Source organism: Variovorax sp. RO1 (assembly GCF_002849325.1).
Classification (GTDB): domain Bacteria; phylum Pseudomonadota; class Gammaproteobacteria; order Burkholderiales; family Burkholderiaceae_C; genus Variovorax.
Window position 1 is genome coordinate 171389 of sequence record NZ_PKMT01000005.1, and the last position, 20794, is coordinate 192182.

Annotated in this window: 19 protein-coding genes and 1 pseudogene; 16 read left to right on the plus strand and 4 right to left on the minus strand. The window is 67.2% G+C overall.

Annotation, left to right across the window (positions count from 1 at the left end):
- Positions 1-20: 20 nt before the first annotated feature.
- Positions 21-956, minus strand: coding sequence for a polyprenyl synthetase family protein (locus tag CY658_RS23865; protein WP_180839040.1), 936 nt, complete (start codon positions 954-956; stop codon positions 21-23).
- Positions 953-1219, minus strand: a complete 267-nt coding sequence (xseB, locus tag CY658_RS23870) for an exodeoxyribonuclease VII small subunit (protein ID WP_062468817.1) — start codon at positions 1217-1219, stop codon at positions 953-955. The genes CY658_RS23865 and xseB overlap by 4 nt, the downstream gene beginning before the upstream one ends.
- A 270-nt stretch (positions 1220-1489) precedes the next feature.
- On the opposite strand from xseB, the gene CY658_RS23875 reads away from it, so the two are divergent.
- The 8 genes from CY658_RS23875 (at position 1490) to CY658_RS23910 (ending at position 10366) form a co-directional block, all read left to right on the plus strand.
- A complete protein-coding gene (locus tag CY658_RS23875) occupies positions 1490-2635 on the plus strand; it encodes an aromatic ring-hydroxylating oxygenase subunit alpha (protein ID WP_101492551.1) in 1146 nt (381 codons plus the stop codon).
- A 64-nt stretch (positions 2636-2699) separates the two neighbouring features.
- Entirely contained in the window at positions 2700-3632 is a 933-nt protein-coding gene (locus CY658_RS23880; protein WP_228121820.1) for a DMT family transporter, read from the plus strand.
- 53 nt (positions 3633-3685) lie between these two features.
- Complete coding sequence (locus CY658_RS23885; protein ID WP_101492552.1) at positions 3686-4594, plus strand: sulfurtransferase; 909 nt, start codon at positions 3686-3688, stop codon at positions 4592-4594.
- Positions 4591-5190 carry a DUF2796 domain-containing protein gene (locus CY658_RS23890; RefSeq protein WP_257884978.1) on the plus strand — a complete coding sequence of 200 codons (600 nt, stop codon included), beginning with the start codon at positions 4591-4593 and terminating at the stop codon, positions 5188-5190. The genes CY658_RS23885 and CY658_RS23890 overlap by 4 nt, the downstream gene beginning before the upstream one ends.
- A 4-nt stretch (positions 5191-5194) precedes the next feature.
- Positions 5195-5941 carry an ABC transporter ATP-binding protein gene (locus CY658_RS23895; RefSeq protein WP_101492553.1) on the plus strand — a complete coding sequence of 249 codons (747 nt, stop codon included), beginning with the start codon at positions 5195-5197 and terminating at the stop codon, positions 5939-5941.
- Positions 5938-7200: an ABC transporter permease gene (locus CY658_RS23900; protein WP_101492554.1), complete on the plus strand. Its 1263-nt coding sequence runs from the start codon at positions 5938-5940 to the stop codon at positions 7198-7200. Before CY658_RS23895 ends, CY658_RS23900 begins: the two co-directional genes overlap by 4 nt.
- A gap of 2 nt (positions 7201-7202) precedes the next feature.
- Positions 7203-7829, plus strand: a complete 627-nt coding sequence (locus tag CY658_RS23905; protein ID WP_101492555.1) for a DUF3299 domain-containing protein — start codon at positions 7203-7205, stop codon at positions 7827-7829.
- Between the two features lie 155 nt (positions 7830-7984).
- Positions 7985-10366: a DUF3300 domain-containing protein gene (locus CY658_RS23910; protein WP_101492556.1), complete on the plus strand. Its 2382-nt coding sequence runs from the start codon at positions 7985-7987 to the stop codon at positions 10364-10366.
- A 37-nt stretch (positions 10367-10403) separates the two neighbouring features.
- Here the strand turns inward: CY658_RS23910 and CY658_RS23915 are convergent, their stop codons facing one another.
- Positions 10404-11675 carry a M20/M25/M40 family metallo-hydrolase gene (locus CY658_RS23915; RefSeq protein ID WP_101492557.1) on the minus strand — a complete coding sequence of 424 codons (1272 nt, stop codon included), beginning with the start codon at positions 11673-11675 and terminating at the stop codon, positions 10404-10406.
- Positions 11676-11815: 140 nt separating this feature from the next.
- Here CY658_RS23915 and CY658_RS23920 point away from each other — a divergent pair, with 140 nt between their 5' ends.
- The 4 genes from CY658_RS23920 to CY658_RS23935 all read left to right on the plus strand — a co-directional run bounded on the left by CY658_RS23920 (position 11816) and on the right by CY658_RS23935 (position 15281).
- Positions 11816-12454 carry a class I SAM-dependent methyltransferase gene (locus CY658_RS23920; protein WP_101492558.1) on the plus strand — a complete coding sequence of 213 codons (639 nt, stop codon included), beginning with the start codon at positions 11816-11818 and terminating at the stop codon, positions 12452-12454.
- A gap of 176 nt (positions 12455-12630) precedes the next feature.
- Positions 12631-14289, plus strand: a complete 1659-nt coding sequence (locus CY658_RS23925) for an ankyrin repeat domain-containing protein (RefSeq protein WP_101492559.1) — start codon at positions 12631-12633, stop codon at positions 14287-14289.
- An 11-nt stretch (positions 14290-14300) separates the two neighbouring features.
- The gene (locus tag CY658_RS23930) at positions 14301-14828 is read left to right on the plus strand and encodes a CC0125/CC1285 family lipoprotein (RefSeq protein ID WP_143713782.1); all 528 of its coding nucleotides are present in this window, start codon (positions 14301-14303) and stop codon (positions 14826-14828) included.
- Positions 14829-14852: 24 nt separating this feature from the next.
- The gene (locus CY658_RS23935; RefSeq protein WP_099795859.1) at positions 14853-15281 is read left to right on the plus strand and encodes a hypothetical protein; all 429 of its coding nucleotides are present in this window, start codon (positions 14853-14855) and stop codon (positions 15279-15281) included.
- A 115-nt stretch (positions 15282-15396) separates the two neighbouring features.
- Here the strand turns inward: CY658_RS23935 and CY658_RS23940 are convergent, their stop codons facing one another.
- Positions 15397-17013 carry an ankyrin repeat domain-containing protein gene (locus CY658_RS23940; RefSeq protein ID WP_101492561.1) on the minus strand — a complete coding sequence of 539 codons (1617 nt, stop codon included), beginning with the start codon at positions 17011-17013 and terminating at the stop codon, positions 15397-15399.
- A gap of 345 nt (positions 17014-17358) precedes the next feature.
- Between CY658_RS23940 and CY658_RS23945 the strand changes: the two genes are divergently transcribed.
- The 4 genes and pseudogenes from CY658_RS23945 to CY658_RS23960 all read left to right on the plus strand — a co-directional run bounded on the left by CY658_RS23945 (position 17359) and on the right by CY658_RS23960 (position 20759).
- Positions 17359-17799, plus strand: a complete 441-nt coding sequence (locus tag CY658_RS23945) for a surface-adhesin E family protein (protein ID WP_143713784.1) — start codon at positions 17359-17361, stop codon at positions 17797-17799.
- Between the two features lie 195 nt (positions 17800-17994).
- A pseudogene (chrA, locus tag CY658_RS23950) lies at positions 17995-19367 on the plus strand (chromate efflux transporter).
- Positions 19368-19377: 10 nt separating this feature from the next.
- On the plus strand, positions 19378-20304 hold the full coding sequence (locus tag CY658_RS23955; protein ID WP_101492563.1) for a Fe-Mn family superoxide dismutase: 927 nt from the start codon (positions 19378-19380) through the stop codon (positions 20302-20304).
- A complete protein-coding gene (locus CY658_RS23960; RefSeq protein ID WP_101492564.1) occupies positions 20301-20759 on the plus strand; it encodes a chromate resistance protein ChrB domain-containing protein in 459 nt (152 codons plus the stop codon). The genes CY658_RS23955 and CY658_RS23960 overlap by 4 nt, the downstream gene beginning before the upstream one ends.
- The last annotated feature ends 35 nt before the right edge of the window (positions 20760-20794 follow it).

Below are 20794 nucleotides of genomic sequence, written 5' to 3' on the forward strand. Positions count from 1 at the left end.
GGTGGGTTCTTTTTTTCTTCTCAGCGGTCGCGGTCGACCACCATGTGGGCCAGGGCGCGCAATGCGGCAGTGTCCGTCAAGCCGCTCTTGTTCAGCGCAGCGATCGCGTCGGCGAGCAACTGGCTCGCCTGCGCGCGCGCGCCGTCCAGGCCGAGCAGCGACACGTAGGTGGGCTTGTCGGCCGCGGCGTCCTTGCCGGCGGTCTTGCCCAGGGTGTGCGAGTCGGCCGTGACGTCGAGGATGTCGTCGACCACCTGGAACGCGAGGCCGATGGCTGCGCCGTAGTCGCGCAGTGCCGCCAATGCAGCCGGAGACACGGTGCCGCAGGCGGCGCCCATCTCGACGCTGCCCTGCAGCAGCGCGCCGGTCTTCAGGCGGTGCATTTCGCGCAGCTGGGTTTCGTTCAGTGCGATGCCGACGCTGGCCAGGTCGATGGCCTGGCCGCCGGCCATGCCCTGGCTGCCGGCCGCGCGCGCCAGCAGGCGGCACAGCAGGGCCTGCATCGCGGCGGGCACCTCGTCGCCCTCGGGCGCGAGCAGCTCGAAGGCCAGTGCCTGCAGCGCGTCACCCGCGAGCAATGCGTCGGCTTCGCCGAACTTCACGTGCACCGTGGGCTTGCCGCGGCGCAGCACGTCGTTGTCCATGCACGGCAGATCGTCGTGCACGAGTGAATAAGCGTGGATGAGTTCGGTGGCGCAGGCCGCACGCAGCGCGGCGTGCGCGTTGCCGCCGACCGCTTCATTGGCCGCGAGCACCAACAGCGGCCGCAGCCGCTTGCCGCCGTCGAGCACGGCATAGCGCATGGCGTCGCCCAGCAGCACCGGCGCAACGACGCCGACCCAGCGCGACAGCGCCGCTTCGACCGTCGCCAGATGAGGCTCGGCCCAGCCGGCCAGCGTCTTCGCGTCCCAGGGAGTGGCGGTGGTCGTGGTGGAGGTCATCGGGACGGCGCTCATTCGGCCGTCCAGGGCTTGAGGCTGCCGGCGTCGAGCACCTTGATCTGGTCTTCGACCGCCTGCAGCTTGTCGCGGCAAAAGCCGAGCAGTGCGGCGCCGCGCTGGTAGCTGCCCAGCAGCTGGTCCAGCGGGAGCTGGCCCGATTCGAGTTCTGCAACCAGTTGTTCCAGTTCCTGGAGCCCGGCTTCGTAGCTGGCGGGCAGCGGCCCGGTGTCGGGCGTCGCCGCCGGGCTGGTCGTGGAAGGAGAAGGCACCTTGGGCATGCAACGAATCGTGGATGAAACGAAGCATTTTAGGGCGGGGTCGCAACAGACTGCCGGGCGGCGTGCACACGTGCGCGCAGCTTTGCAACACCCTGTATGACGCCCGGAGATGCGAGGCAAAAACCCCTCGGGCGCAAAAATGCCCCCCGGGTACAATCCGCGCTTCCCCCGCCGGTCGCCCGGCACACCTCTTCGGGCCGTCACCCATGCAGACGGCGCCTTCCGTTTTTTCCTTTTTTTCTCCCTGTGGGGAGCTTGGTCAGGTCCTCCATGTCTGATTTAAGTCTTCAACTGCAGCAGGCCGCGAGCCAACTTCCAGTTACCGCGTATTTCGACGAGGCCTTGTACGCCCGCGAAATGCAGAACCTTTTCGCGCGAGGGCCCCGCTACGTCGGGCACCGACTGGCCGTGCCCGAGCCGGGTGACTTCCACACCCTGCCGCAAGAACACCAGGGCCGCGCGCTGGTCCACACGCCCAAGGGCGTGGAGCTCATCTCGAACGTCTGCCGCCACCGCCAGGCCCTCATCCTGCAGGGCCGGGGCCAGCTCGACACCCAGACCGGCGGCAACATCGTCTGCCCGCTGCACCGCTGGACCTACGCCGCGAAAGATGCGCGCACCACCGGCACGCTGATCGGCGCCCCGCATTTCGACCAGGACCCGTGCCTGAACCTGCACAACTACCCGCTCACCGAATGGAACGGCCTTCTGTTCGAGAAGAACGCCGACGGCAGCGGCCGTGACGTGGCGGCCGACATGGCGGGCCTGGGCCCGCAGGCCGACCTCGACTTCTCGGGCTACGCGCTCGACCGCGTCGAGCTGCACGAGTGCAACTACAACTGGAAGACCTTCATCGAGGTCTACCTCGAGGACTACCACGTCGGCCCGTTCCACCCCGGCCTGGGCAGCTTCGTCACCTGCGACGACCTGCGCTGGGAGTTCAAGCCCGAGTTCTCGGTGCAGACGGTGGGCGTGGCCAACCGCCTGGGCCGCGCGGGCAGCCCGGTCTACCAGAAGTGGCAGGAGCAGCTGCTCAAGTACCGCGACGGCAAGCCGCCGAAGTACGGCGCGATCTGGCTCACCTACTACCCGCACGTGATGATCGAGTGGTACCCGCACGTGCTCACCGTGTCGACGCTGCACCCGGTGAGCCCGACCAAGACGCTCAACATGGTCGAGTTCTTCTACCCCGAGGAAATCGTCGCCTTCGAGCGCGAGTTCGTCGAGGCCCAGCAGGCCGCCTACATGGAAACCTGCGTGGAAGACGACGAGATCGCCGAGCGCATGGACGCCGGCCGCCGCGCGCTCATGCTGCGCGGCGACAACGAAACGGGCCCTTACCAGAGCCCCATGGAAGACGGCATGCAGCAGTTCCACGAGTGGTACCGCAACGCCATGCAGCAACCACCCGTCTGACCCTCGCCTCTCCCGCCCCGCACCCGCCGGGGCTTTCTTTTTTCTGATCTGGATATATCAATCGATGCAAGCGCTGTGGATGGTGCTCGGGGCCTTTCTGTTCGCCACCATGAGCGTGGTCGTGAAGATTGCTTCGGAATGGTTCAACAGCGGTGAGATGGTCCTGGGGCGCGGCCTCATCGGCATCGTGTTCCTCTGGCTGCTGGCGCGCAACCGCGGCACCTCGCTGGCCACCAAATACCCCGGCATGCATGCCTGGCGCAGCACCATCGGCGTGGTGTCGCTGGGCGCGTGGTTCTACGCCATTGCCCACATGCCGCTGGCCACCGCCGTCACGCTCAACTACATGAGCAGCGTGTGGGTCGCGGCCTTCCTGGTCGGCGGCGCGCTGCTGGCATGGGTGCCGGTGCCCGGACGCGACGGCCGCATCGAGCGCCCGCCGCTGCAGGGCCCGCTGGTGATGACCGTGCTCGCGGGCTTTGCCGGCGTGGTGCTCATGCTCAAGCCCACGGTCGGCGGCGGCGACGGTTTCGCGGGCATGCTGGGCCTGCTGTCGGGCGTCACGGCCGCCTTTGCCTACATGCAGGTGGTGGCGCTGTCGCGCATCGGCGAACCCGAGCTGCGCACGGTCTTCTATTTCGCGGTGGGCTCCGCCGTGGCCGGCGCCTTCGCCACGGCCGCGACCGGGTTTTCGGGCGGCAGTTCGTGGACGTGGCAGCATGCGCTGTGGCTGCTGCCGATCGGCCTGCTGGCGGCTCTCGGACAGCTGTGCATGACCCGCGCCTACGCCACCGCAAAGACCCAGGCGGGCACACTGGTGGTCGCCAACCTGCAATATTCGGGCATCGTGTTCGCGGCCTTCTATAGCGTGGTGCTGTTCGACGACCGCATCGACGCCACCGGCTGGGCCGGCATGGCGCTGATCATCGCCAGCGGCATCGCGGCCACCGTGTTGCGGCAGCGGGCCGTGCCGAAGGCGCCGGCCGAGGAACACTGAACGCAGCAGCCACGGCACCCATCGCCGATCATTTTTTCGAAGGAGCTCTCGCCATGTACACCACCCTCATCTCCGTCGAACAACTGAGGCAGCTGCGGGAAGGCGACTCGCCCCTCATGGTGTTCGACTGCAGCTTCGACCTCATGAAGCCCGACGCGGGCGCACAGCTGTATGCCGCCGCGCACATCCCGGGCGCGCAGTACGCCAACCTCGACACCGACCTCAGCGCCAAACATGGCCTGCCCGGCGCGCACGGCGACGTGGTGGTCGCACAGGACGACGGCGTGCCCGCCTCGGGCGGGCGCCACCCGCTGCCCAGCCGCGAGAAGTTCGCGACCTGGCTGTCGTCGGTGGGTTTTTCCAACGAGATGCAGGCCGTGGTGTACGACCGCAACGGCGCCAACTACTGCGGGCGCCTGTGGTGGATGCTCAAGTGGATGGGCCACGACGCCGTGGCAGTGCTCGACGGCGGCCTGCAGGCCTGGCAGGCCGCGGGCGGCGAAGTGACCGACCGCGAGGAGCCCGCGCGCTTCCAGTCGAACTTCGTGCAGGGCGAGCCCTTGGCGAAGCTTGTGACTACCGACACCGTGTTGCGTCGGCTCGGCCAACCTGACCAGCAGCTGATTGACGCACGGGCCGGTGCACGATATCGCGGCGAGGTGGAACCTCTGGACCCGATCGCAGGTCACATCCCCGGGGCCCTGAACCGGCCCTTCGCCGACAACATCGGTCCCGACGGCAAGTTCAAGCCCGCCGCGCAACTGCGCGCCGAGTTCGAAGCACTGCTCGCGGGGCGCGATGCGGCGACCGTCGTCCACCAGTGCGGCAGCGGCGTGAGCGCCGTGCCCAACCTGCTCGCGATGCAGATCGCGGGACTCGGGACGACCGCGCTCTATGCCGGCAGCTGGAGCGAATGGAGCAACACGCCGGGGCTGCCGACCCGGCAAGGCGCTGAACCATGATGCACACCCTGCAGACCCTGCACACCCGATTCCGACGCATGTCCTCCGGCTTCGCACTGACCGCCGCCGCGCTGTTCGCGGCCGCCACCGTTCCTGTGCACGCCCAGCAACAGCACGCGCATGTGCACGGCCAGCTCAAGCTCGACGTGGCCATCGACGGGCCCACCATCGTGATCGCCATGGAATCGCCACTCGACAACATCGTCGGCTTCGAGCGCGCGCCCAAGACCGACGCCGAGAAAAAAACCGTCGAAGCCGCCATCGCCCAGCTGCGCGCGGCCGACAAGCTCTTCGCCATCGACCCCGCCGCCAACTGCAAGCTCGGCCCCGTCGACCTGCGCTCCGGCGCGCTCGGCCTGGGCAACCCCGACCCCGCCGAATCGAGCGGGCACGCGGACCTCGACGCCTCTTTCTCCTTCAACTGCACCCAGGCCGCCGCCGCGAAGTTCATCGACGTGAACCTGTTCTCGGCCTTCAAGGGCGCACGCCAGATCGACGTGCAGATCGCCAGCGCGCAAGGCCAGTTCAAGCGCCAGCTGAAGCGCCCGAGCGGCGTGCAGGCGGCGCAGCCTTCCCGCCTGACGCTGGGCAAGTGACAGCGTGAGCACCGCCCCGCAGGCCGAGACCACGCCCTTGCGCGTCGTGCTCGCCGCCGAAGCCCTGCGCTTCACCTGGCCCGGCGTGAAGACACCGTGCATCGACATCGAAGCCCTGCGCATCACGGCGGGTGAATCCGTGTTTTTGCACGGCCCGAGCGGCTGCGGCAAGAGCACGCTGCTGTCGCTGCTGGCCGGCGTGCTGGTGGCCGACGAAGGCCGCGTCATGCTGCTGGGCCACGATTGGTCGAAGCTCTCGGGCACGCAGCGCGACCGCAGCCGCGTGGCGCACGTGGGCTACATCTTCCAGCAGTTCAACCTGCTGCCGTACCTGAGCGTGCTCGACAACGTGCTGCTGCCCTGCCGCTTCTCGGCGCGGCGCGAAGCGCAGGCCGCGCGCAACGGCAGCTCACGCGACGAAGCCGAGCACCTGCTCGACCAGATGGGCCTGGACCGCACGCTGTGGAAGCGCCAGGCGCTGCAGCTCTCGGTGGGCCAGCAACAGCGTGTGGCCGCGGCGCGCGCGCTCATCGGCCAGCCCGAGGTCGTGATCGCCGACGAGCCCACGTCCGCACTCGACGAAGACCGGCGCGAAGCCTTTCTCGACGTGCTGCTCACGGCCTGCGCCGTGAACCACAGCGCGCTCGTGTTCGTGAGCCACGACCAGCGCATCGCGCCACGCTTCGCGCGGCACGTGCTGCTGCCGGAGATCAACCGTGCGGCATCGAGCGCGATGGCGGTGGACGCATGAGCGCTCTTTTCTCGATCGCTTGGCGCAGCGCCTGGAACCGCCGCTTCACGCTCGCGCTGACGGTGTTCTCGATCGCGCTGTCGACCTTTTTGCTGCTCGGCGTCGAGCGTATCCGCACCGAGCTGCGCGAGAACTTCGCGTCGTCGGTCTCGGGCACCGACCTCATCGTCGGCGCGCGCACCGGCTCCACGCAGCTGCTGCTGTACTCGGTGTTCCGCATCGGCGCGGCCACCAACAACATCTCATGGAAGAGCGTGCAGGCGCTGCAGGCGCACCCCGGTGTCGACTGGGTCGTGCCGCTGTCGCTGGGCGATTCGCACCGCGGCTTCTCGGTGCTCGCGACCACGCCCGAGTACTTCTCGCACTTCCGCTACGGCGACCGCCAGACCTTGAAGCTGCGCGAAGGCAAGCCCTTCGACGCGCTGTTCGATGCCGTGGTCGGCGCCGAGGTGGCCGACAAGCTCGGCTACCACGTGGGCCAGAAGATCACGCTGGCGCACGGCAGCGGCGAGCTCAACGTGGCCGAGCATGCCGACAAGCCGTTCACCGTGGTGGGCGTGCTCGCGCGCACCGGCACGCCGGTCGACCGCACCGTGCACATCGGCCTCGCGGCGATGGAAGCCATCCACCTCGAATGGGTGGGCGGCGCGCCGATGCCGGGCGTGAAGATTCCGGCCGAGCAGGTGCGCAAGTTCGACCTCACGCCCAAGAACGTGACGGCCGCGCTGGTGGGCCTGAAGAACCGCGCGGCCGTGTTCGGCGTGCAGCGCTGGATTTCGACCTACACCGGCGAACCGCTCATGGCCATCCTGCCCGGCGTGGCACTCGACGAGCTGTGGAGCGTGATCGGCATCGGCGAGAACGCGCTGCTGCTGATGTCGGCACTGGTCGCACTCGTGAGCCTCGCGGGGCTGGTGTCGGTGGTGATGGCGGGGCTGAACGAGCGCCGCCGCGAGCTCGCCGTGCTGCGCGCCGTGGGCGCAGGCCTGCGCCATGTGCTGGCACTGCTCGCGCTCGAAGGCGCGCTGGTCACCGTGCTCGGCGTGCTGCTGGGCGTGACCATGGCGGTGCTCGGCATCGCCCTGCTCTCGCCATGGCTGCAGGCGCAGTTCGGCCTGACACTGAGCCTGTCCGAACCTACACTGAACGAATGGCTGCTGACGGCGAGCCTGCTGGTCGCGGGCTGGCTCGCGAGCCTGCTGCCCGGCATCCGGGCCTATCGCCTGTCGCTGGCCGACGGCCTTTCTCCGAGAATCTGACCATGACGAAGACCCCTACTCCCCGCGTGCTCACCGCCCTGTCGATGCTGCTGGCCGGCGCCGGCCTCGCAGCCGCCGCCTGGGCCGCCGACCCGGCACCGAAGGACACCACCGCGACCAACCCGCTGGGCGGCAAGCCGGCCGCAGCCGCGCCGCAGGCCGCGTCGGGCCAGCCGCGCCAGATCAGCTGGGAAGAGCTGGTGCCCAAGGACTGGGACCCGGCCAAGGCCTTCAAGGGCATCGACCTGAGCACGCTCGACGACGGCGACCCGCGCGCCAACGAGCTGCTGATGAAGATGCAGGAGGTGTCGAACAACGCGCCCACCAACCCCGCGCTCAACGGCGTGGAAGTGAAGATCCCCGGCTTCATCGTGCCGCTCGAAGAGGCCAAGGGCGAGGTCACCGAGTTTTTGCTCGTGCCCTACTTCGGCGCCTGCATCCACACGCCGCCGCCGCCGGCCAACCAGATCCTGCACGTCATTCCGCAGAAGGGCGCAAAGTTCCGCGCCATGGACACCGTGTGGGTCACCGGCAAGCTGCAGACGCTGCGCAACGACTCGATGATGGGCGTGAGCGGATATCACGTGAAGGCGAGCAGCGTCACCAAGTATTCGGGCGGCGCCAAGTAGCGCGTTCCCGGGTCTCGTGGTCCTGCGCCGACAACACAGACGGCGCACCGCCGACACAGACCGTTGCATCAGAGGCGCAGGCTGTGTCATCGCCTGCTCTGGCCCGCCGTTGAAGGAGTTCCGGGCACCATGCCGGCGTCTTCAGGACCAGCCAGATGACACCCTCTCCCCGCCTCCCCCTGCTTCAGCGGCGCCTCATGGCCTCGCTGTGCGTTGCAGCGCTGTTCATTGCAGGCTGCGACAAGCCTGCGACACCGCCTCCAGCCGCTGAGGCGCCAACGACTCAAGCACCGGCTCCAGCGCCCGCCGCGCCGGTACCTGCCGCCTACACACCGCCCTCGGCCGAGCAGCTCTACCAGCTGGTTGCACCGATTGCGCTGTACCCCGATAAGCTCGTCGCGCAGGTCCTGGCCGGCGCCACTTACCCCGAGCAGATCACCGCAGCGCACGACTGGTTGCAGCAGAACCGCACGCTCAAGGCCGGCCCGCTCGCCGACGCGGCCAACCAGCAGCCGTGGGACCCGAGCGTGAAGTCGCTCACCGCATTCCGGCCCGTGATGGACCAGATGGCCGGCAACATCGCGTGGACCGAATCGCTGGGCAAGGCGTACTACAACGACCCCGCCGACGTGATGAACGCGATCCAGGTGATGCGCCAGCGCGCGTCGAAGGCCGGCCGCCTCAAGAACAACGACAAGCTGCGCGTGGCGCGCGCCGCGACGCCGTCCAACTACACGCCCGCGCCCGACATGCAGCCGATGTACGCGGGCCCCATGGTGATCGAGCCGCCTGAAGAGTTCATCACCATCGAGCCCGTGCAGCCCGACGTGGTGTACGTGCCGCGCTACGACCCGCAGGTGGTGTACGACATGCCCGTGCCCGTCTACCCCGGCTATGCCTATGCACCGCCGCCGGTGGTGGTCGAGCCCGGCTACAGCCGCGGCCAGGTGGCCGCCGTGGGCGCACTCGCCTTCGGCAGCGGCGTGATCGTCGGCTCGGCGCTCGAGCGCCACGGCTGGGGCTGGAACGCCTGGAACATGAACTGGGGCACGCCGCGCTGGCGCGACCGCGCGGCACCGCCGCCGCCCGCCTACCGGCCCGCGGTCGTCTACAACAACAGCACGTATGTCTCGCGCTCGACCACGGTCGTGAACAACGTGCGCAACGTCTACACCAACAACTATGGCGGCGATCGCAACGGCCCGTCACCCGGTGCGGCGGCATTGCAGACGGCGCAGCAACAACAACAGCAGCAGCTGCAACAACAGGCACGCGCCCAGCAGCAACAGGCGCTGATGCAACAGCAGGTGACCCAGAACCAGTTGCGCGAACAACAGCAGGTGCAACAGGAACAGGCACGGCGTCAACAACAGGCGCAGCAGGAGCAGGCCTTGCGCCAGCGCACGGACCAGCAAGAGCAGACCCGACGCCAGCAGATGCAACAGCAAGCGGCCCAGAACCAGCAGCGCCAGCAGCAGCAAGCCCAGCAGGAACAGGCGCGCCGCCAACAGCAGACGCAACAGGAACAGGCACTGCGGCAACGCCAGGATCAGCAGGAACAAGCCCGTCGCCAGCAGATGCAGCAACAGCAGGCCACGCAGAACCAGCAGCGCCAACAACAGGCGCAGCAGGAGCAGGCACGACGCCAGCAGCAAGCCCAACAGGAGCAAGCACTGCGTCAACGCCAAGACCCGCAGGACCAAGCCCGTAGACAACAGATGCAGCAACAGCAAGCGGCTCAGGACCAGCAGCGTCAACAACAGGCCCAGCAGGAGCAGGCCCGGCGTCAGCAACAAGCGCAACAGGAACAAGCAGGGCGCCAACGCCAGGACCCGCAGGACCAGGCCCGCCGTCAGCAGATGCAGCAACAGCAAGCGGCTCAGAACCAACAGCGCCAACAGCAGCAGCAGGAACAGCGGCAACGCCAGGACGCTCAACAAGAACAAGCTCGGCGACAGCAGGTGCAGCAGCAACAGGCCCAGCAAGAGCAGGCACGTGGTCAGCAGCAGGCGCAGCAACAAGAGCAAGGCCGACGCCAACAGATGCAGCAGCAACAAGCGCAGCAGGAGCAACTAAGGCGTCAGCAGGAACAACAGCAGGCCCAAGCCGCCCAGCAGCAGCAACGGCAGGCGCAGCAACAAGCCCAGCAGGCTCAACAACAGGAGCAGGCGCGTCGTCAGCAGCAGATGCAGCAGCAGCAACAGGCACAGGCGCAAGCCGTGCAACAACAACGTCAGGCCCAGCAGGAACAGGCGCGCCAGCAGCAGATGCAACAGCAGCAAGCCGCCCAGGCCCAACAACGCCAGCAGCAGGAGCAGATGCAGCGCCAGCAGATGCAACAACAGCAGGCGGCGCAGAACCAGGCGCGCCAGCAACAGCAACAGCAACAGCAACAGCAACAGCAACAGCAACAGGAGCAGGTGCGACGCCAGCAGGCGCAACAGCAGCAGCAGCAACAGCAAGCCCAGGCTCAGGCAGCAGCAGCGGCTGCAGCCGCGCATCGCCGCCGCCCGGGCGATCCTCCGGGGCAGCAGTGAACCCGCGGCCACCGCCGCGGGCGCACCACGCGCAACCTCAGTTCTTGCCGATCTCGGTCAGCAGCCGCGTCACGAGGTACAGGCGCGGCACGATCGAATCGACCTCGATGTACTCGTCGCGTGCGTGGTAGCCGAAGCCCGCGAGGCCGAAGCTCTCGACCACCGTGGCCTTGCCCGAGCGGCCCGCGAAGCCGGCGTCGGTGCCGCCGCCGGTCATCGGCGTCAGCGCCAGTTCGCGGTCGATTTCCTTGTAGATCGCCTGCGCCTTCTCGGCCAGCGCGCGGCCCTTGGCGCCCGCGACAAACGCCGGGCGGCCCACCTCGACCTTCACCGTCGTCTCGGTGTCGGGAATCAGCTTGCCGCTGGCGATCTTGGCCTGCAGCGCCTCGGTGAGTTTCTTCTCGGCGCCGGGCTGCGTGATGCGGATGTCGCCCAGCGCCTGCGCCTTCTCGGTGATCTGGTTGATCGGGCCGGTGGCGCGCGCCACGGTCCAGTTCAGCGTCACGCCGGGGATGTCCTTGGCGAGGTCCTTGGTCTGCAGCATCTGGTACGACAGCTCGTACAGCGCATTGCGGCCCAGCTCGGGCGCGGCACCGGCGTGCGCCGCACGGCCCTTCACCTCGAGCGTGGCCTGCGCGATGCCGGCCGCGCCGAGCAGCAGCGACTCGCCCTTGGCCACCGCCTTGGCGGCCGTCGGCTCGAAGGACAGCACCGTGTCGTGCAGATCGGCCGTGGTCGCGATGAGTTCGCCCGAGCCCACCGAGCCCACTTCTTCGTCGGGGTTCACGAGCACGGTGAGCGTGTCGTAGTCGCGCCAGCCTGCGTCGGCCAGGATCTTCAGCGACGCCATCATCACCGCGAGGCCGCCCTTGTCGTCGGCGATGCCGGGGCCGTAGATGCGGTTGCCGTCCACCTTGTAGGGCTGGCTGTTCAGGATGCCCGGCGCGTACACCGTGTCCATGTGGCCCTGCAGCATGATCTTGCGCTTGCCCGTGCCCTTGATCGTGCCGATGACGATGTCGGCCCCCGCGCCGGCCGAGGCCTTGCGGCGCTCCGTCTTGAAGCCGGCCGCCTTCAGGCGCCCTTCGATCACATCGGCCATCTTCATCAGGCCCTCGACGTTCAGGCTGCCCGACTCGATCGACACCATCTCCTTCAGGTTGTCGATGACGGCGGGCTGCGCCTTCTCGGCGGCGGCGAGCAGCTTTGCATCGGGGGCCGCCTGCACGGTGGCCGCGGCGCCGAGCGCCAGGCCGCAGGCCAGGGCGACGGAACGCAACGAAAAGAATGCCGAAGTACGCAGGGTCATGAGAGTCTCTTTTCTTGGAGTGATGGATTGGCGGGCGCCAGCATAGCGACATGGCGGGCGAAGCGGCGCAAATCGGCGACAGTGCCCGGCCGGCGGTTTACAGTGCGCCGCACCCTCCCACACGCCGCCCACTGAAGACCATGAGCCTCGCGAACGACGCCAGATTCTGGGACCGCACCTCACGCCGCTACGCGAAGAGCGCCATCACGGACGAGGCCGGCTACGCGCGCACGCTGGACCGGGCCCGCGCGCTGTTCAAACCGGATGCGCGCGTGCTCGAACTGGGCTGTGGAACCGGCACGACGGCACTTCGGTTGGCGGGCCACGCTCGCGCCTATCTGGCGACAGACATCGCTGAGGGAATGATCGCCATCGCCGAAGAGAAACACGCCGCCGCACCCATCCCCGGCCTTGCGTTCCGCGCAGCCACTGCCGAGACACTGGCATCGAGCGAAGGCCCTTTCGACGTCGTCATCGGGTTCAACTACCTCCACCTGGTCCGCGACCTGCCCGGCACGCTGCGCAGCATCCACGCCCTGCTCGCACCGCAGGGCCTGTTCATCTCCAAGACGCCCTGCCTCGGCGACATGAATCCGCTGCTGCGGCTGGCCTTGCTGCCGGCGATGCACGCGATCGGGCTGGCGCCGCATGCCGGTGTCTTCCGGGCGGCGGAACTGGGCTCGCTTCTGCAGGCTGCCGACTTCGAGGTGCTTGCCACCGAGAACCACGCGACGAAGGGTGGAGAGAACCGCCCTTTCATCGTGGCGCGCAAGCCGTAACCTGAGCTTCAGCATCTTCCATCGCGGTGCCGCCATCGACTACCATCCGATCCGCGGTGCAAGCCGCGCCCGGGCCCGCGGGAAGGGTTGAACCCACTTGCCTTCTTCATGACGATCCACAGCCTTTTGTGCAGCCGGATTTGCGGGTCATCGGCGCCTGATGCACGGAGGTTTCCATGAAGCGCATTCCCGCCCGGCCCGATATCGGCCACCTGAAGAAGCAAGCCAAGGAACTGCTTGCGCTCTACCGAAGCAACGACCCCGAGGCCTTTCACCGATTTCGCGTTGCCTTGCCAGCCGCATCGGGCAAGACCGATGCCGCCCTCTCAGCCCAGGGCTTGCGTCTGCACGATGCGCAGTCGTGCGTCGCGCGCGAGTACGGCTTTGCGTCGTGGGCCGATCTGCAAGGTTTCGTTCTCACGCGCAGGGCGCAGGTCGACGACCCGGCCAAGGCGGTGCTCCACTGGCTGCGCCTCGTGTATGCGGGCGACATCGCCGGTGGCACGAACCGCGCACGGCCTGCGGTGGCCTTGCGCCTGCTCGACGAGAACCCCACCCTGCTGGCCGGCGGCGACCCGTACCTGGCATGCGCCACCGGCGATGAAGCTGCGTTGCGCCAAGCCACCGCGCACGACCCGGCATGGGTCCATCGCGCGGGCGGCCCGCTGCAATTGCCGCCGCTCGTGGCTGTCACGCACTCCGGCCTGATGCAACTGCCGGGCTATCGCGAGCGCCTGCACGCGTGCGCGAAGTTCCTGCTCGACGCTGGCGCCTCGCCCGATCAATCGGCCGGCAACCGCTGGCCTCCCGCATCGCTCGAAGCGCCCGCCGACACCGAGCGGCTGTCCGCGCTGTACGGCGCGGCCGGCCAGAACCACGACGCCGAACTGACGAAGCTGCTGCTCGACGCCGGGGTCGATCCGAACGACGGCGAATCGCTCTATCACTCGCTGGACCAGCCCGCCTGCGCCAAGCTGCTGCTCGAAGCCGGCGCGCGCGTGACGGGTTCGAACGCGCTGTACCGGGTGCTCGACCTGGACGACGTCGAGACGCTGCGCCTCTTGCTCGCGCACGGCGGCGATGCGAACGAACAGCCGCAGGGCTCGCCCATCTCGGACTGGGGTTCGCCGCTGCTGTGGGCCATTCGCCGCCGCCGTTCACCGGCGCACATCGAGGCCTTGCTGGCCGCCGGCGCGCACCCGAACGTGTTCACGCAAGACGGCACGCCCGCGCACACCATCGCCCTGCGCTTCGGGCTGACCGAGGTCGCGCAGCTGCTGCAGGCAGCGAGCGGTGAACAGGCGCCGCTCTCCACCACTGAGGCCTTCATCGCCGCATGTGCCCGCAGCGACGAAGCCACGGCGCGGGACCTGCAGGCACAGCACCCCGGCCTCATCGGCACGCTCGACACCACGCAGCTTCGCCTGCTGCCCGAGCTCGCAGCGCAGGGCTGCAGCGATGCGGTGAAGGTCATGGTCACGCTCGGCTGGCCGCTCGAAGTCCGCGGCGGCGACTGGGATGCCTCGGCGCTGAATCACGCCGTGTTCCGCGGCAATGCGGCGCTTGCCCGGCTCCTGCTCGAACACGGCGCGGACTGGCAGACGCCTCACGGCTTCGGCGACAACGCCTGCGGCACCCTGTCGTGGGCCTCATTGAACGAACCCGTCGAAGGCGGCGACTGGGTCGGCTGCGCGCAGGCCCTGGTGGCCCATGGCATGCCTTCCGCACGGCCCGACCCGGAGAGTGCGGACGGCGTGCTCATCGGTGCGCGGCGCGGGGTTTTCTCGGAGGAGGTCACGGACTTTCTGCTCGCGGCATCGATCGCCGGAGGCTAGTCAATACACGCATGGCGGCGGTCAAGGTCGTCATTGACGGCCCGTACCGCATTGCTGGAAACTCCTGCCCAAAGAAAATTCTGCGAGGTTGGAGAAGAATGAAAAACGGCAAACGATTCGGCCGCGCAGCGCTCGCTGCGGGCGTGCTACTCGCGCTTGTAGGGTGCGGAACACCCTACAAGAGCCTCGGCCTTGGCGGCGGCTACCAGGACAGCAACGGACCCGGTCATCTCGAGCGCGTGGATTTCGCTGGCAACGGCTACTCCGAGCCAGAAAAGATGAAAGTCTTTGCGCTCTACCGCGCCGCCGAGACAGCACAGGCGAAGAAGAAAGAGTTCTTCGTGATGTACGACAGCCTCCTCAATGCGGCACGCAACCGGCCCTCGGAGATGCCCCGGGTCGGCACCATTGGTGGATTCCCATGGGCATTCGCCTTCGTCCGGTTCAGCGATCAAAACATCGCCGGTGCAAACAGCACGGCCGAGATACTGAAGCGCTACGCCGAGGCGGTGAAAAGCCCTGTCCCGAGCCAGAAGTAAGAGCGCTCAGAGATGAAACCGACGATGAAACTCAAACTCTTGGCGCTGCTTCCACTCCTGGCCATGACCGGGTGTACGGTCTTTCCGATCTATCAGCCGGCGGCCAACGAAGTCACAACCCCGCTGAAGGTGTCCGGTTGGGGGATCATCACCTTCCGCCTGTGCACCCAGCTCGACAAGGACCGCCGTCAACTCGACATCGACCCGAAGACGTTGACGACCCGCATCCCGGCGGGCCAATGCCTGATGGTGAATGCCTACCGTTCTGCGAGCGGGTACCAGGTGGTGCACTACTGCAATGCCAGGCTGGCGTTCGACCCGCTACCCGGCACCACTTACGTTGTGAACTCCGGGATGGTGGACCAAGGCAAGTGCTTCATCGAGCTCGTGAAGGAAGACCTGTCGACCGACACCGGATTGGTGCTGGAGCCATCCGTCAGGCGGGCCTGGTAGTCAACGCTGTCAGGCCCCGAAGCAACTCGTCAGGCAAGTCGATGCGAGGACAGGAGCGGCGCCCATGTACGGACCGCTCGCACTGTCGCGCGTCCTTCGACCCGACGTTTCGGCGTCACCTGAACGTCAGCGTGAATCTTGCCGCCTTATAGAAATCGGCCGCCGTCCCAAGCGGCGGCACGATACCGGCCACCACCGTCAGGGAACTTCCATCGAACTTGGTGATGGCGCTCCTTGTCTTCTCTCCGATCAACTCCTTCACGTCATAGACGTCCAGCTGTCCCTTTCCGCCCGCTTGCACCCGCTTGACGCCCACGCTCATCTTGGGATCGGTCGTGAACGAGAGATCGTGGGTTGAACCATCGAAGTTCCACTCGCCCTCCCTCAGAGTCATCGTTCCAATGCTCAGGAAGCTGCCGTCCGGGCCGGATGCACCGACCTTGCCAGGACCGAGCAGGTTTCGCCGGAACACCGACGACCGCGTCTTCTCGGTGAGGCTTTCGTCCTCGGACGCGGCCATCCGGAACGAGACGTCGTCCGGAATGCGCAAGACGATCTTGAAAGGCTGTCGCTTCAAGGCGATCGATGCACCATCGGTCACGGGCCGTCGCGTGCCACCTTGCTCGATCCACGCGCTCCATTCGTACTTCCCGGTCTTTTCCAATGCGGTCTGGGTGATATCCAACAGCCAATCCAGGTAGGACGGATCAGAAGAGGGTGCGTAGAAGGCCACCGAGCGCTTGAGCTCGAATGAACCCACCTTTTCGGCGTGCGTGGCCAAAGGGCTGGCGCCGGCCTGCAGCAGGAGTTCGGCCGCTTCGCGATCGGCAACGGAAGAGGCAGCCATCAATGGCGTGACGTTGTCACCGCTGCCTTCGGGGTTGGCACCATTCGAGAGCAACCAGCGCATGCCGGCACGATCATTCAGATAGATGGTTTGCGTCAACGGACAACTGTCGACGCCGCATTTGTCGACGCTCGCCCCCTCGGAGCGCAGCGCGTCGAGGAGTTCCAGATTCTTGAGGTGGATCGCCTTGAGCACCAACGTACTGCCGTTGGACAGGTAGGCATCGATGTGGGCCTTGTCCATCTGCTGCGTGGCCAGTGCATCGCGCAGTTCGTTCGCGTTCTTGATGCGGTTCATCACACGACGCATCTTCAATTCGGGGTCGTTGCGCAGCGCTTGCGCCGAAGGCAGCGAGAGCGCCGCATGCAATGCAACCCACTCCTTGGGATTGACTTCACCCGCGAAGGTCGATGGCTTCGCATCGATGATGCGGATCACCGTCCATTTGCCGGTGGTCAGATCGGGCATCGGCCTGCTGAAGTCGTGCCGCGAAGTTCTGAGGATCACTTCGCGAAGGCGCACCGGCAATTCATTGCTGCGCTCGGCCCGATGCTGAATGGGCCTGAAGCTCGTTCTTCTGCACCTGGCGTTGAAGTTGTCCGCGCAATCGTCTGCTTCGATTTTTGTATCGAACACATATTCGTTGTAGTCATAGGCCAAGCCGTTGAACGTGGCAATGGCTTCATCCCACAGCAACGCGCCATCCAGGTCCGAATAGTTCGTACGCACAAGTGGTGGCGGCTTCGGCATCGGAGGTGGTGCGACGGACATGCCGAACCCGCCGGCCGGTGCGCGCAAGCCATCGCTCAATGGCGACAGGGTGGACTGGGCCATGACCTGTGCGGCTGCCGCCACAGCCACCGTCGCCATCAGACGGCGAGCCATCGTTGCAATTCTTATGTTCAAGACTTCTCCTCATTTTTTTGAAAGCCGTTCGCCTCACAGGCCCGAGACTCTTTGGGCCGAACCACGTCGACATGCCCCACTCCACTGCACGGGGAAATGAAGTCTTTTCGACTCAGACGTCTGGCGCTCGATGCGTGGCTGGCCCCGTCCCCCCGCGGAATTCTGCCGCAGTGACCGGCATCCACGGCGCCTTCGTCGCAGGCCTGTGGCATTCTTTGCCTGGCTGCCTGAAGCCAAACGTCGCCTGAACCCGCTGTGCCCGGCGCATCACCACAGAAGATGGATGCGCCAGGGATGCCCATCAACCCACAGGGAGTGAAAAGAATGAAGCCTCATCTTCCCAAGCACCGCGCCGTGCTGGCAGTGCACCTCATCGCGTCTGCCTGCGCGGCAGCGGCCTTGCTGACCGCAGTGCCCGCCCAAGCCGCCGACAACTGGACCGAGATCGCCAGCACCCCGCGCAAGAAGGTGCTGCTGCAGCGCGAGTCGATCAAACCGCACGGCGACGCCGTGGAGGCGTGGACCCTCTACCGCTACGACGAATTGCAGACCGATGTGGGCAAGACCCCGTTCCGCACCTCGCGCTATCTCTACGACTACGACTGCAAGGGCGGGCGCGAAAAGATGCGCCGCGTCATCAGCCACAACGGGCCGCTGGAAGTGCATGACATCGACCTTGCCCGGCGCAGCGACTGGAAGGCCGTGGGTGGTCCGACCACGGTGAGCGGGATCGTGTTCAAGCGCGTGTGCGCACAGGCACGCTGATCTGGCACATGGGGTGCGGCGCCTCCGCCGAAATCTCCAAGGTGCTTCCGAGCAGCGTGGAGGTGGCCTGAGGGCCCCACGTTGCCAGCAGGAATATCCACTGCTACGATGCCCTTTCGCGGGAAAACAGCCTCCCGCACTGCAAAGTAAGACGGTGTCCCGTCCAAGCGCTGGTGACTCACAACGGAGCCTTCCGTGGACACCGCCTTGCCTGACGCACCTTCCGCGCTTTGCGCGCCCCCTTCGCCTATCTCCTTTGCCGAAGCCCTTCGCTTCTGGCTCAAGCTCGGCTTCATCAGTTTCGGCGGGCCCGCCGGGCAGATCTCGATCATGCACACCGAGCTGGTCGAGCGGCGGCGCTGGATCAGCGAGAAGCGCTTCCTGCATGCGTTGAACTTCTGCATGCTGCTGCCCGGCCCTGAGGCGCAGCAACTGGCGACCTACATCGGGTGGCTCATGCACCGCACGCGCGGCGGCATCGCGGCCGGCGCGCTGTTCGTGCTGCCCTCGCTGTTCATCCTGATCGCACTGTCGTGGGTCTATCTGCGCTTCGGCAACGTGCCGGTGGTGGCCGGCATCTTCTACGGCATCAAGCCGGCGGTCACCGCGCTGGTGCTGCACGCGGCGCACCGCATCGGCAGCCGCGCGTTGAAGAACCGGTGGATGTGGGGCATCGCCGCCGCGGCCTTCGTGGCCATCTTCGCGTTCGACACGCCGTTTCCGGCGATCGTGCTGGCGGCCGGCCTCATCGGCCACTTCGGCGCGCGATGGGCGCCCGAGGTGTTCGCGCTCGGCGGCGGCCATGGCAATGCGCGACAGAGCTACGGCCCGGCGCTGATCGACGACGACACGCCCACGCCGGCGCACGCGCGCTTTTCACGCGCGCACCTGCTCAAGATTCTGGGCATCGGCCTGGGCCTGTGGCTGCTGGCCATGGGCGTGCTCGTCGCGACCCAGGGTCTGCACGGCACGCTCACGCAGATGGGCTGGTTCTTCACCAAAGCCGCGCTCCTGACCTTCGGCGGTGCCTATGCCGTGCTGCCCTACGTCTACCAGGGGGCGTCGAGCAACACCACTGGCTCTCGGGCGCGCAGATGATCGACGGGCTGGCGCTGGGAGAGACCACACCGGGCCCGCTCATCATGGTCGTGGCGTTCGTCGGCTTTGTCGGCGGATGGCTCCAGCAGGTGCTGGGGCCCGACGCGCTGTTCCTCGCAGGGGCGCTGGCCGCGACCGTCGTCACCTTCTTCACCTTCCTGCCCTCGTTCATCTTCATCCTGGCCGGCGGGCCCGCCATCGAGGCCACGCACGGCAGGCTGGGCTTCACCGCGCCGCTGTCGGCGATCACCGCGGCGGTGGTCGGCGTGATCCTGAACCTGGCGCTCTTCTTCGCGTACCACGTGCTCTGGCCGCACGGCTTCGGTGGCCGCTTCGATGCGGTGTCGGCAGTGATTGCCGTGGCCGCGACGCTCGCCCTGTTCCGCTTCAAGGTCGGTGTGATGCCGCTGCTCGGTGCCTGCGCGGCCATCGGGTTGGCAGTCACCTTGTGGCTTCCGCTGCTGCGCTGAAGGAGCCGCCATGGACGCCCGAACTCAAGCCTTGCCCTTCGATCCCGCCACGCTGCGCGGCCTGTCGGAGCGGCTTCTGAACAGCCATCACCAGAACAACTATGGCGGCGCGGTCAAGCGCCTCAACGCCATCCGGGCACAGCTCGCCACGACACCATTCGCCTCGACGCCCGGCTTCCAGCTCAACGGCCTCAAGCGCGAAGAGCTCATCGCCAGCAACTCGATGCTGCTGCACGAGCTGTACTTCGCGTCGCTCGGCGGCGACGGCCAGACGATGGAGCCCGCCATGGCACTCGCATTGGCGGCCAGCTTCGGCGGCGTCGACCGATGGCACGAGGAATTCGCAGCGATGGGCAAGGCGCTTGGCGGCGGCTCGGGCTGGGTGCTGCTCACCTTCCAGCCGCGCGAGGGCACGCTGGTCAACCAGTGGGCCGCCGATCACACCCATGCGCTGGCAGGCGGCACGCCCCTTCTGGCGTTGGACATGTACGAACACGCCTATCACCTCGATCACGGCGCCGCTGCCGGCGCCTACGTCGATGCCTTCATGGAAAACATCGACTGGGCCCCGGTCTACGCGCGCTACCAGCAGGCGGTGCACGCCACCAGCGCGCCCTTCGGTGCGACGCAGGACGACGTGGCCGGATCGGTGCTGCTCGACGTGCGCCGTGCCGGCGTGTTCGCGCAGGCCGCGTCGATGATCCCCGGCGCGCGCTGGCGCGACCCGGCCGCGGTCGAGCACTGGGCCGGCGAACTCCCGGCGGGCCGCGCGCTCGTCGTGTACTGCGTCTACGGCCACGAGGTAGGACGCAGCACGGCCATGCGGCTGCGCGCTGCGGGCCTGGACGCACGCTATCTGCGCGGCGGCATCGACGGCTGGCAGGCCGCCGGCCGTCCGCTCGAACCCAAGCCTGCCGACCCAGGAGCGACGTCATGAAATGGATCACCCGCGAACGCCCGAAGATCGACCGCATCGCCTGCCCATGGCTGATCCTGCGCTTCATCGACCGCGAGGCCGAGTTTCTCTACGTGCCACCGGCCGACGTGTTGCGCATGGCGACAAGCACCGGCGCCACGCCCTACGACATTCCGGGCGTGGAGATGAGCCACCTCGGCGAGCGCTGCAGCTTCGACGCCTTCCTCGCGAAGTACCGGCTCACCGAGCCTGCGCTGCACCAGCTGGCCGACATCGTGCGCGGCGCGGACACCTCGCGGCTCGACCTCACGCCGCAGTCGGCAGGGCTCTACGCCATATCGCTAGGGCTGTCGCGCGTGTTTGCCGACGACCAGGCGATGCTGCAGCACGGGCTGGTGATGTACGACGCGCTGTATGCGTGGTGCCGCGAAGGCCGCAACGAGACACACAACTGGCCACCGAAGATGCCGGGTTGAAGCGGGTCGACGGATGACCAGCGACCACGCATGGC

Excerpts from the sequence above, each read along its gene's own strand:
- CY658_RS23865 (WP_180839040.1), bottom strand. The coding sequence starts at position 956 with ATGAGCGCCGTCCCGATGACCTCCACCACGACCACCGCCACTCCCTGG.
- xseB (WP_062468817.1), bottom strand. The coding sequence starts at position 1,219 with ATGCCCAAGGTGCCTTCTCCTTCCACGACCAGCCCGGCGGCGACGCCC.
- CY658_RS23875 (WP_101492551.1), top strand. The coding sequence starts at position 1,490 with ATGTCTGATTTAAGTCTTCAACTGCAGCAGGCCGCGAGCCAACTTCCA.
- CY658_RS23880 (WP_228121820.1), top strand. The coding sequence starts at position 2,700 with ATGCAAGCGCTGTGGATGGTGCTCGGGGCCTTTCTGTTCGCCACCATG.
- CY658_RS23885 (WP_101492552.1), top strand. The coding sequence starts at position 3,686 with ATGTACACCACCCTCATCTCCGTCGAACAACTGAGGCAGCTGCGGGAA.
- CY658_RS23890 (WP_257884978.1), top strand. The coding sequence starts at position 4,591 with ATGATGCACACCCTGCAGACCCTGCACACCCGATTCCGACGCATGTCC.
- CY658_RS23900 (WP_101492554.1), top strand. The coding sequence starts at position 5,938 with ATGAGCGCTCTTTTCTCGATCGCTTGGCGCAGCGCCTGGAACCGCCGC.
- CY658_RS23905 (WP_101492555.1), top strand. The coding sequence starts at position 7,203 with ATGACGAAGACCCCTACTCCCCGCGTGCTCACCGCCCTGTCGATGCTG.
- CY658_RS23910 (WP_101492556.1), top strand. The coding sequence starts at position 7,985 with ATGACACCCTCTCCCCGCCTCCCCCTGCTTCAGCGGCGCCTCATGGCC.
- CY658_RS23915 (WP_101492557.1), bottom strand. The coding sequence starts at position 11,675 with ATGACCCTGCGTACTTCGGCATTCTTTTCGTTGCGTTCCGTCGCCCTG.
- CY658_RS23920 (WP_101492558.1), top strand. The coding sequence starts at position 11,816 with ATGAGCCTCGCGAACGACGCCAGATTCTGGGACCGCACCTCACGCCGC.
- CY658_RS23925 (WP_101492559.1), top strand. The coding sequence starts at position 12,631 with ATGAAGCGCATTCCCGCCCGGCCCGATATCGGCCACCTGAAGAAGCAA.
- CY658_RS23930 (WP_143713782.1), top strand. The coding sequence starts at position 14,301 with ATGGCGGCGGTCAAGGTCGTCATTGACGGCCCGTACCGCATTGCTGGA.
- CY658_RS23935 (WP_099795859.1), top strand. The coding sequence starts at position 14,853 with ATGAAACTCAAACTCTTGGCGCTGCTTCCACTCCTGGCCATGACCGGG.
- CY658_RS23940 (WP_101492561.1), bottom strand. The coding sequence starts at position 17,013 with ATGGCTCGCCGTCTGATGGCGACGGTGGCTGTGGCGGCAGCCGCACAG.
- CY658_RS23945 (WP_143713784.1), top strand. The coding sequence starts at position 17,359 with ATGAAGCCTCATCTTCCCAAGCACCGCGCCGTGCTGGCAGTGCACCTC.
- CY658_RS23955 (WP_101492563.1), top strand. The coding sequence starts at position 19,378 with ATGGACGCCCGAACTCAAGCCTTGCCCTTCGATCCCGCCACGCTGCGC.
- CY658_RS23960 (WP_101492564.1), top strand. The coding sequence starts at position 20,301 with ATGAAATGGATCACCCGCGAACGCCCGAAGATCGACCGCATCGCCTGC.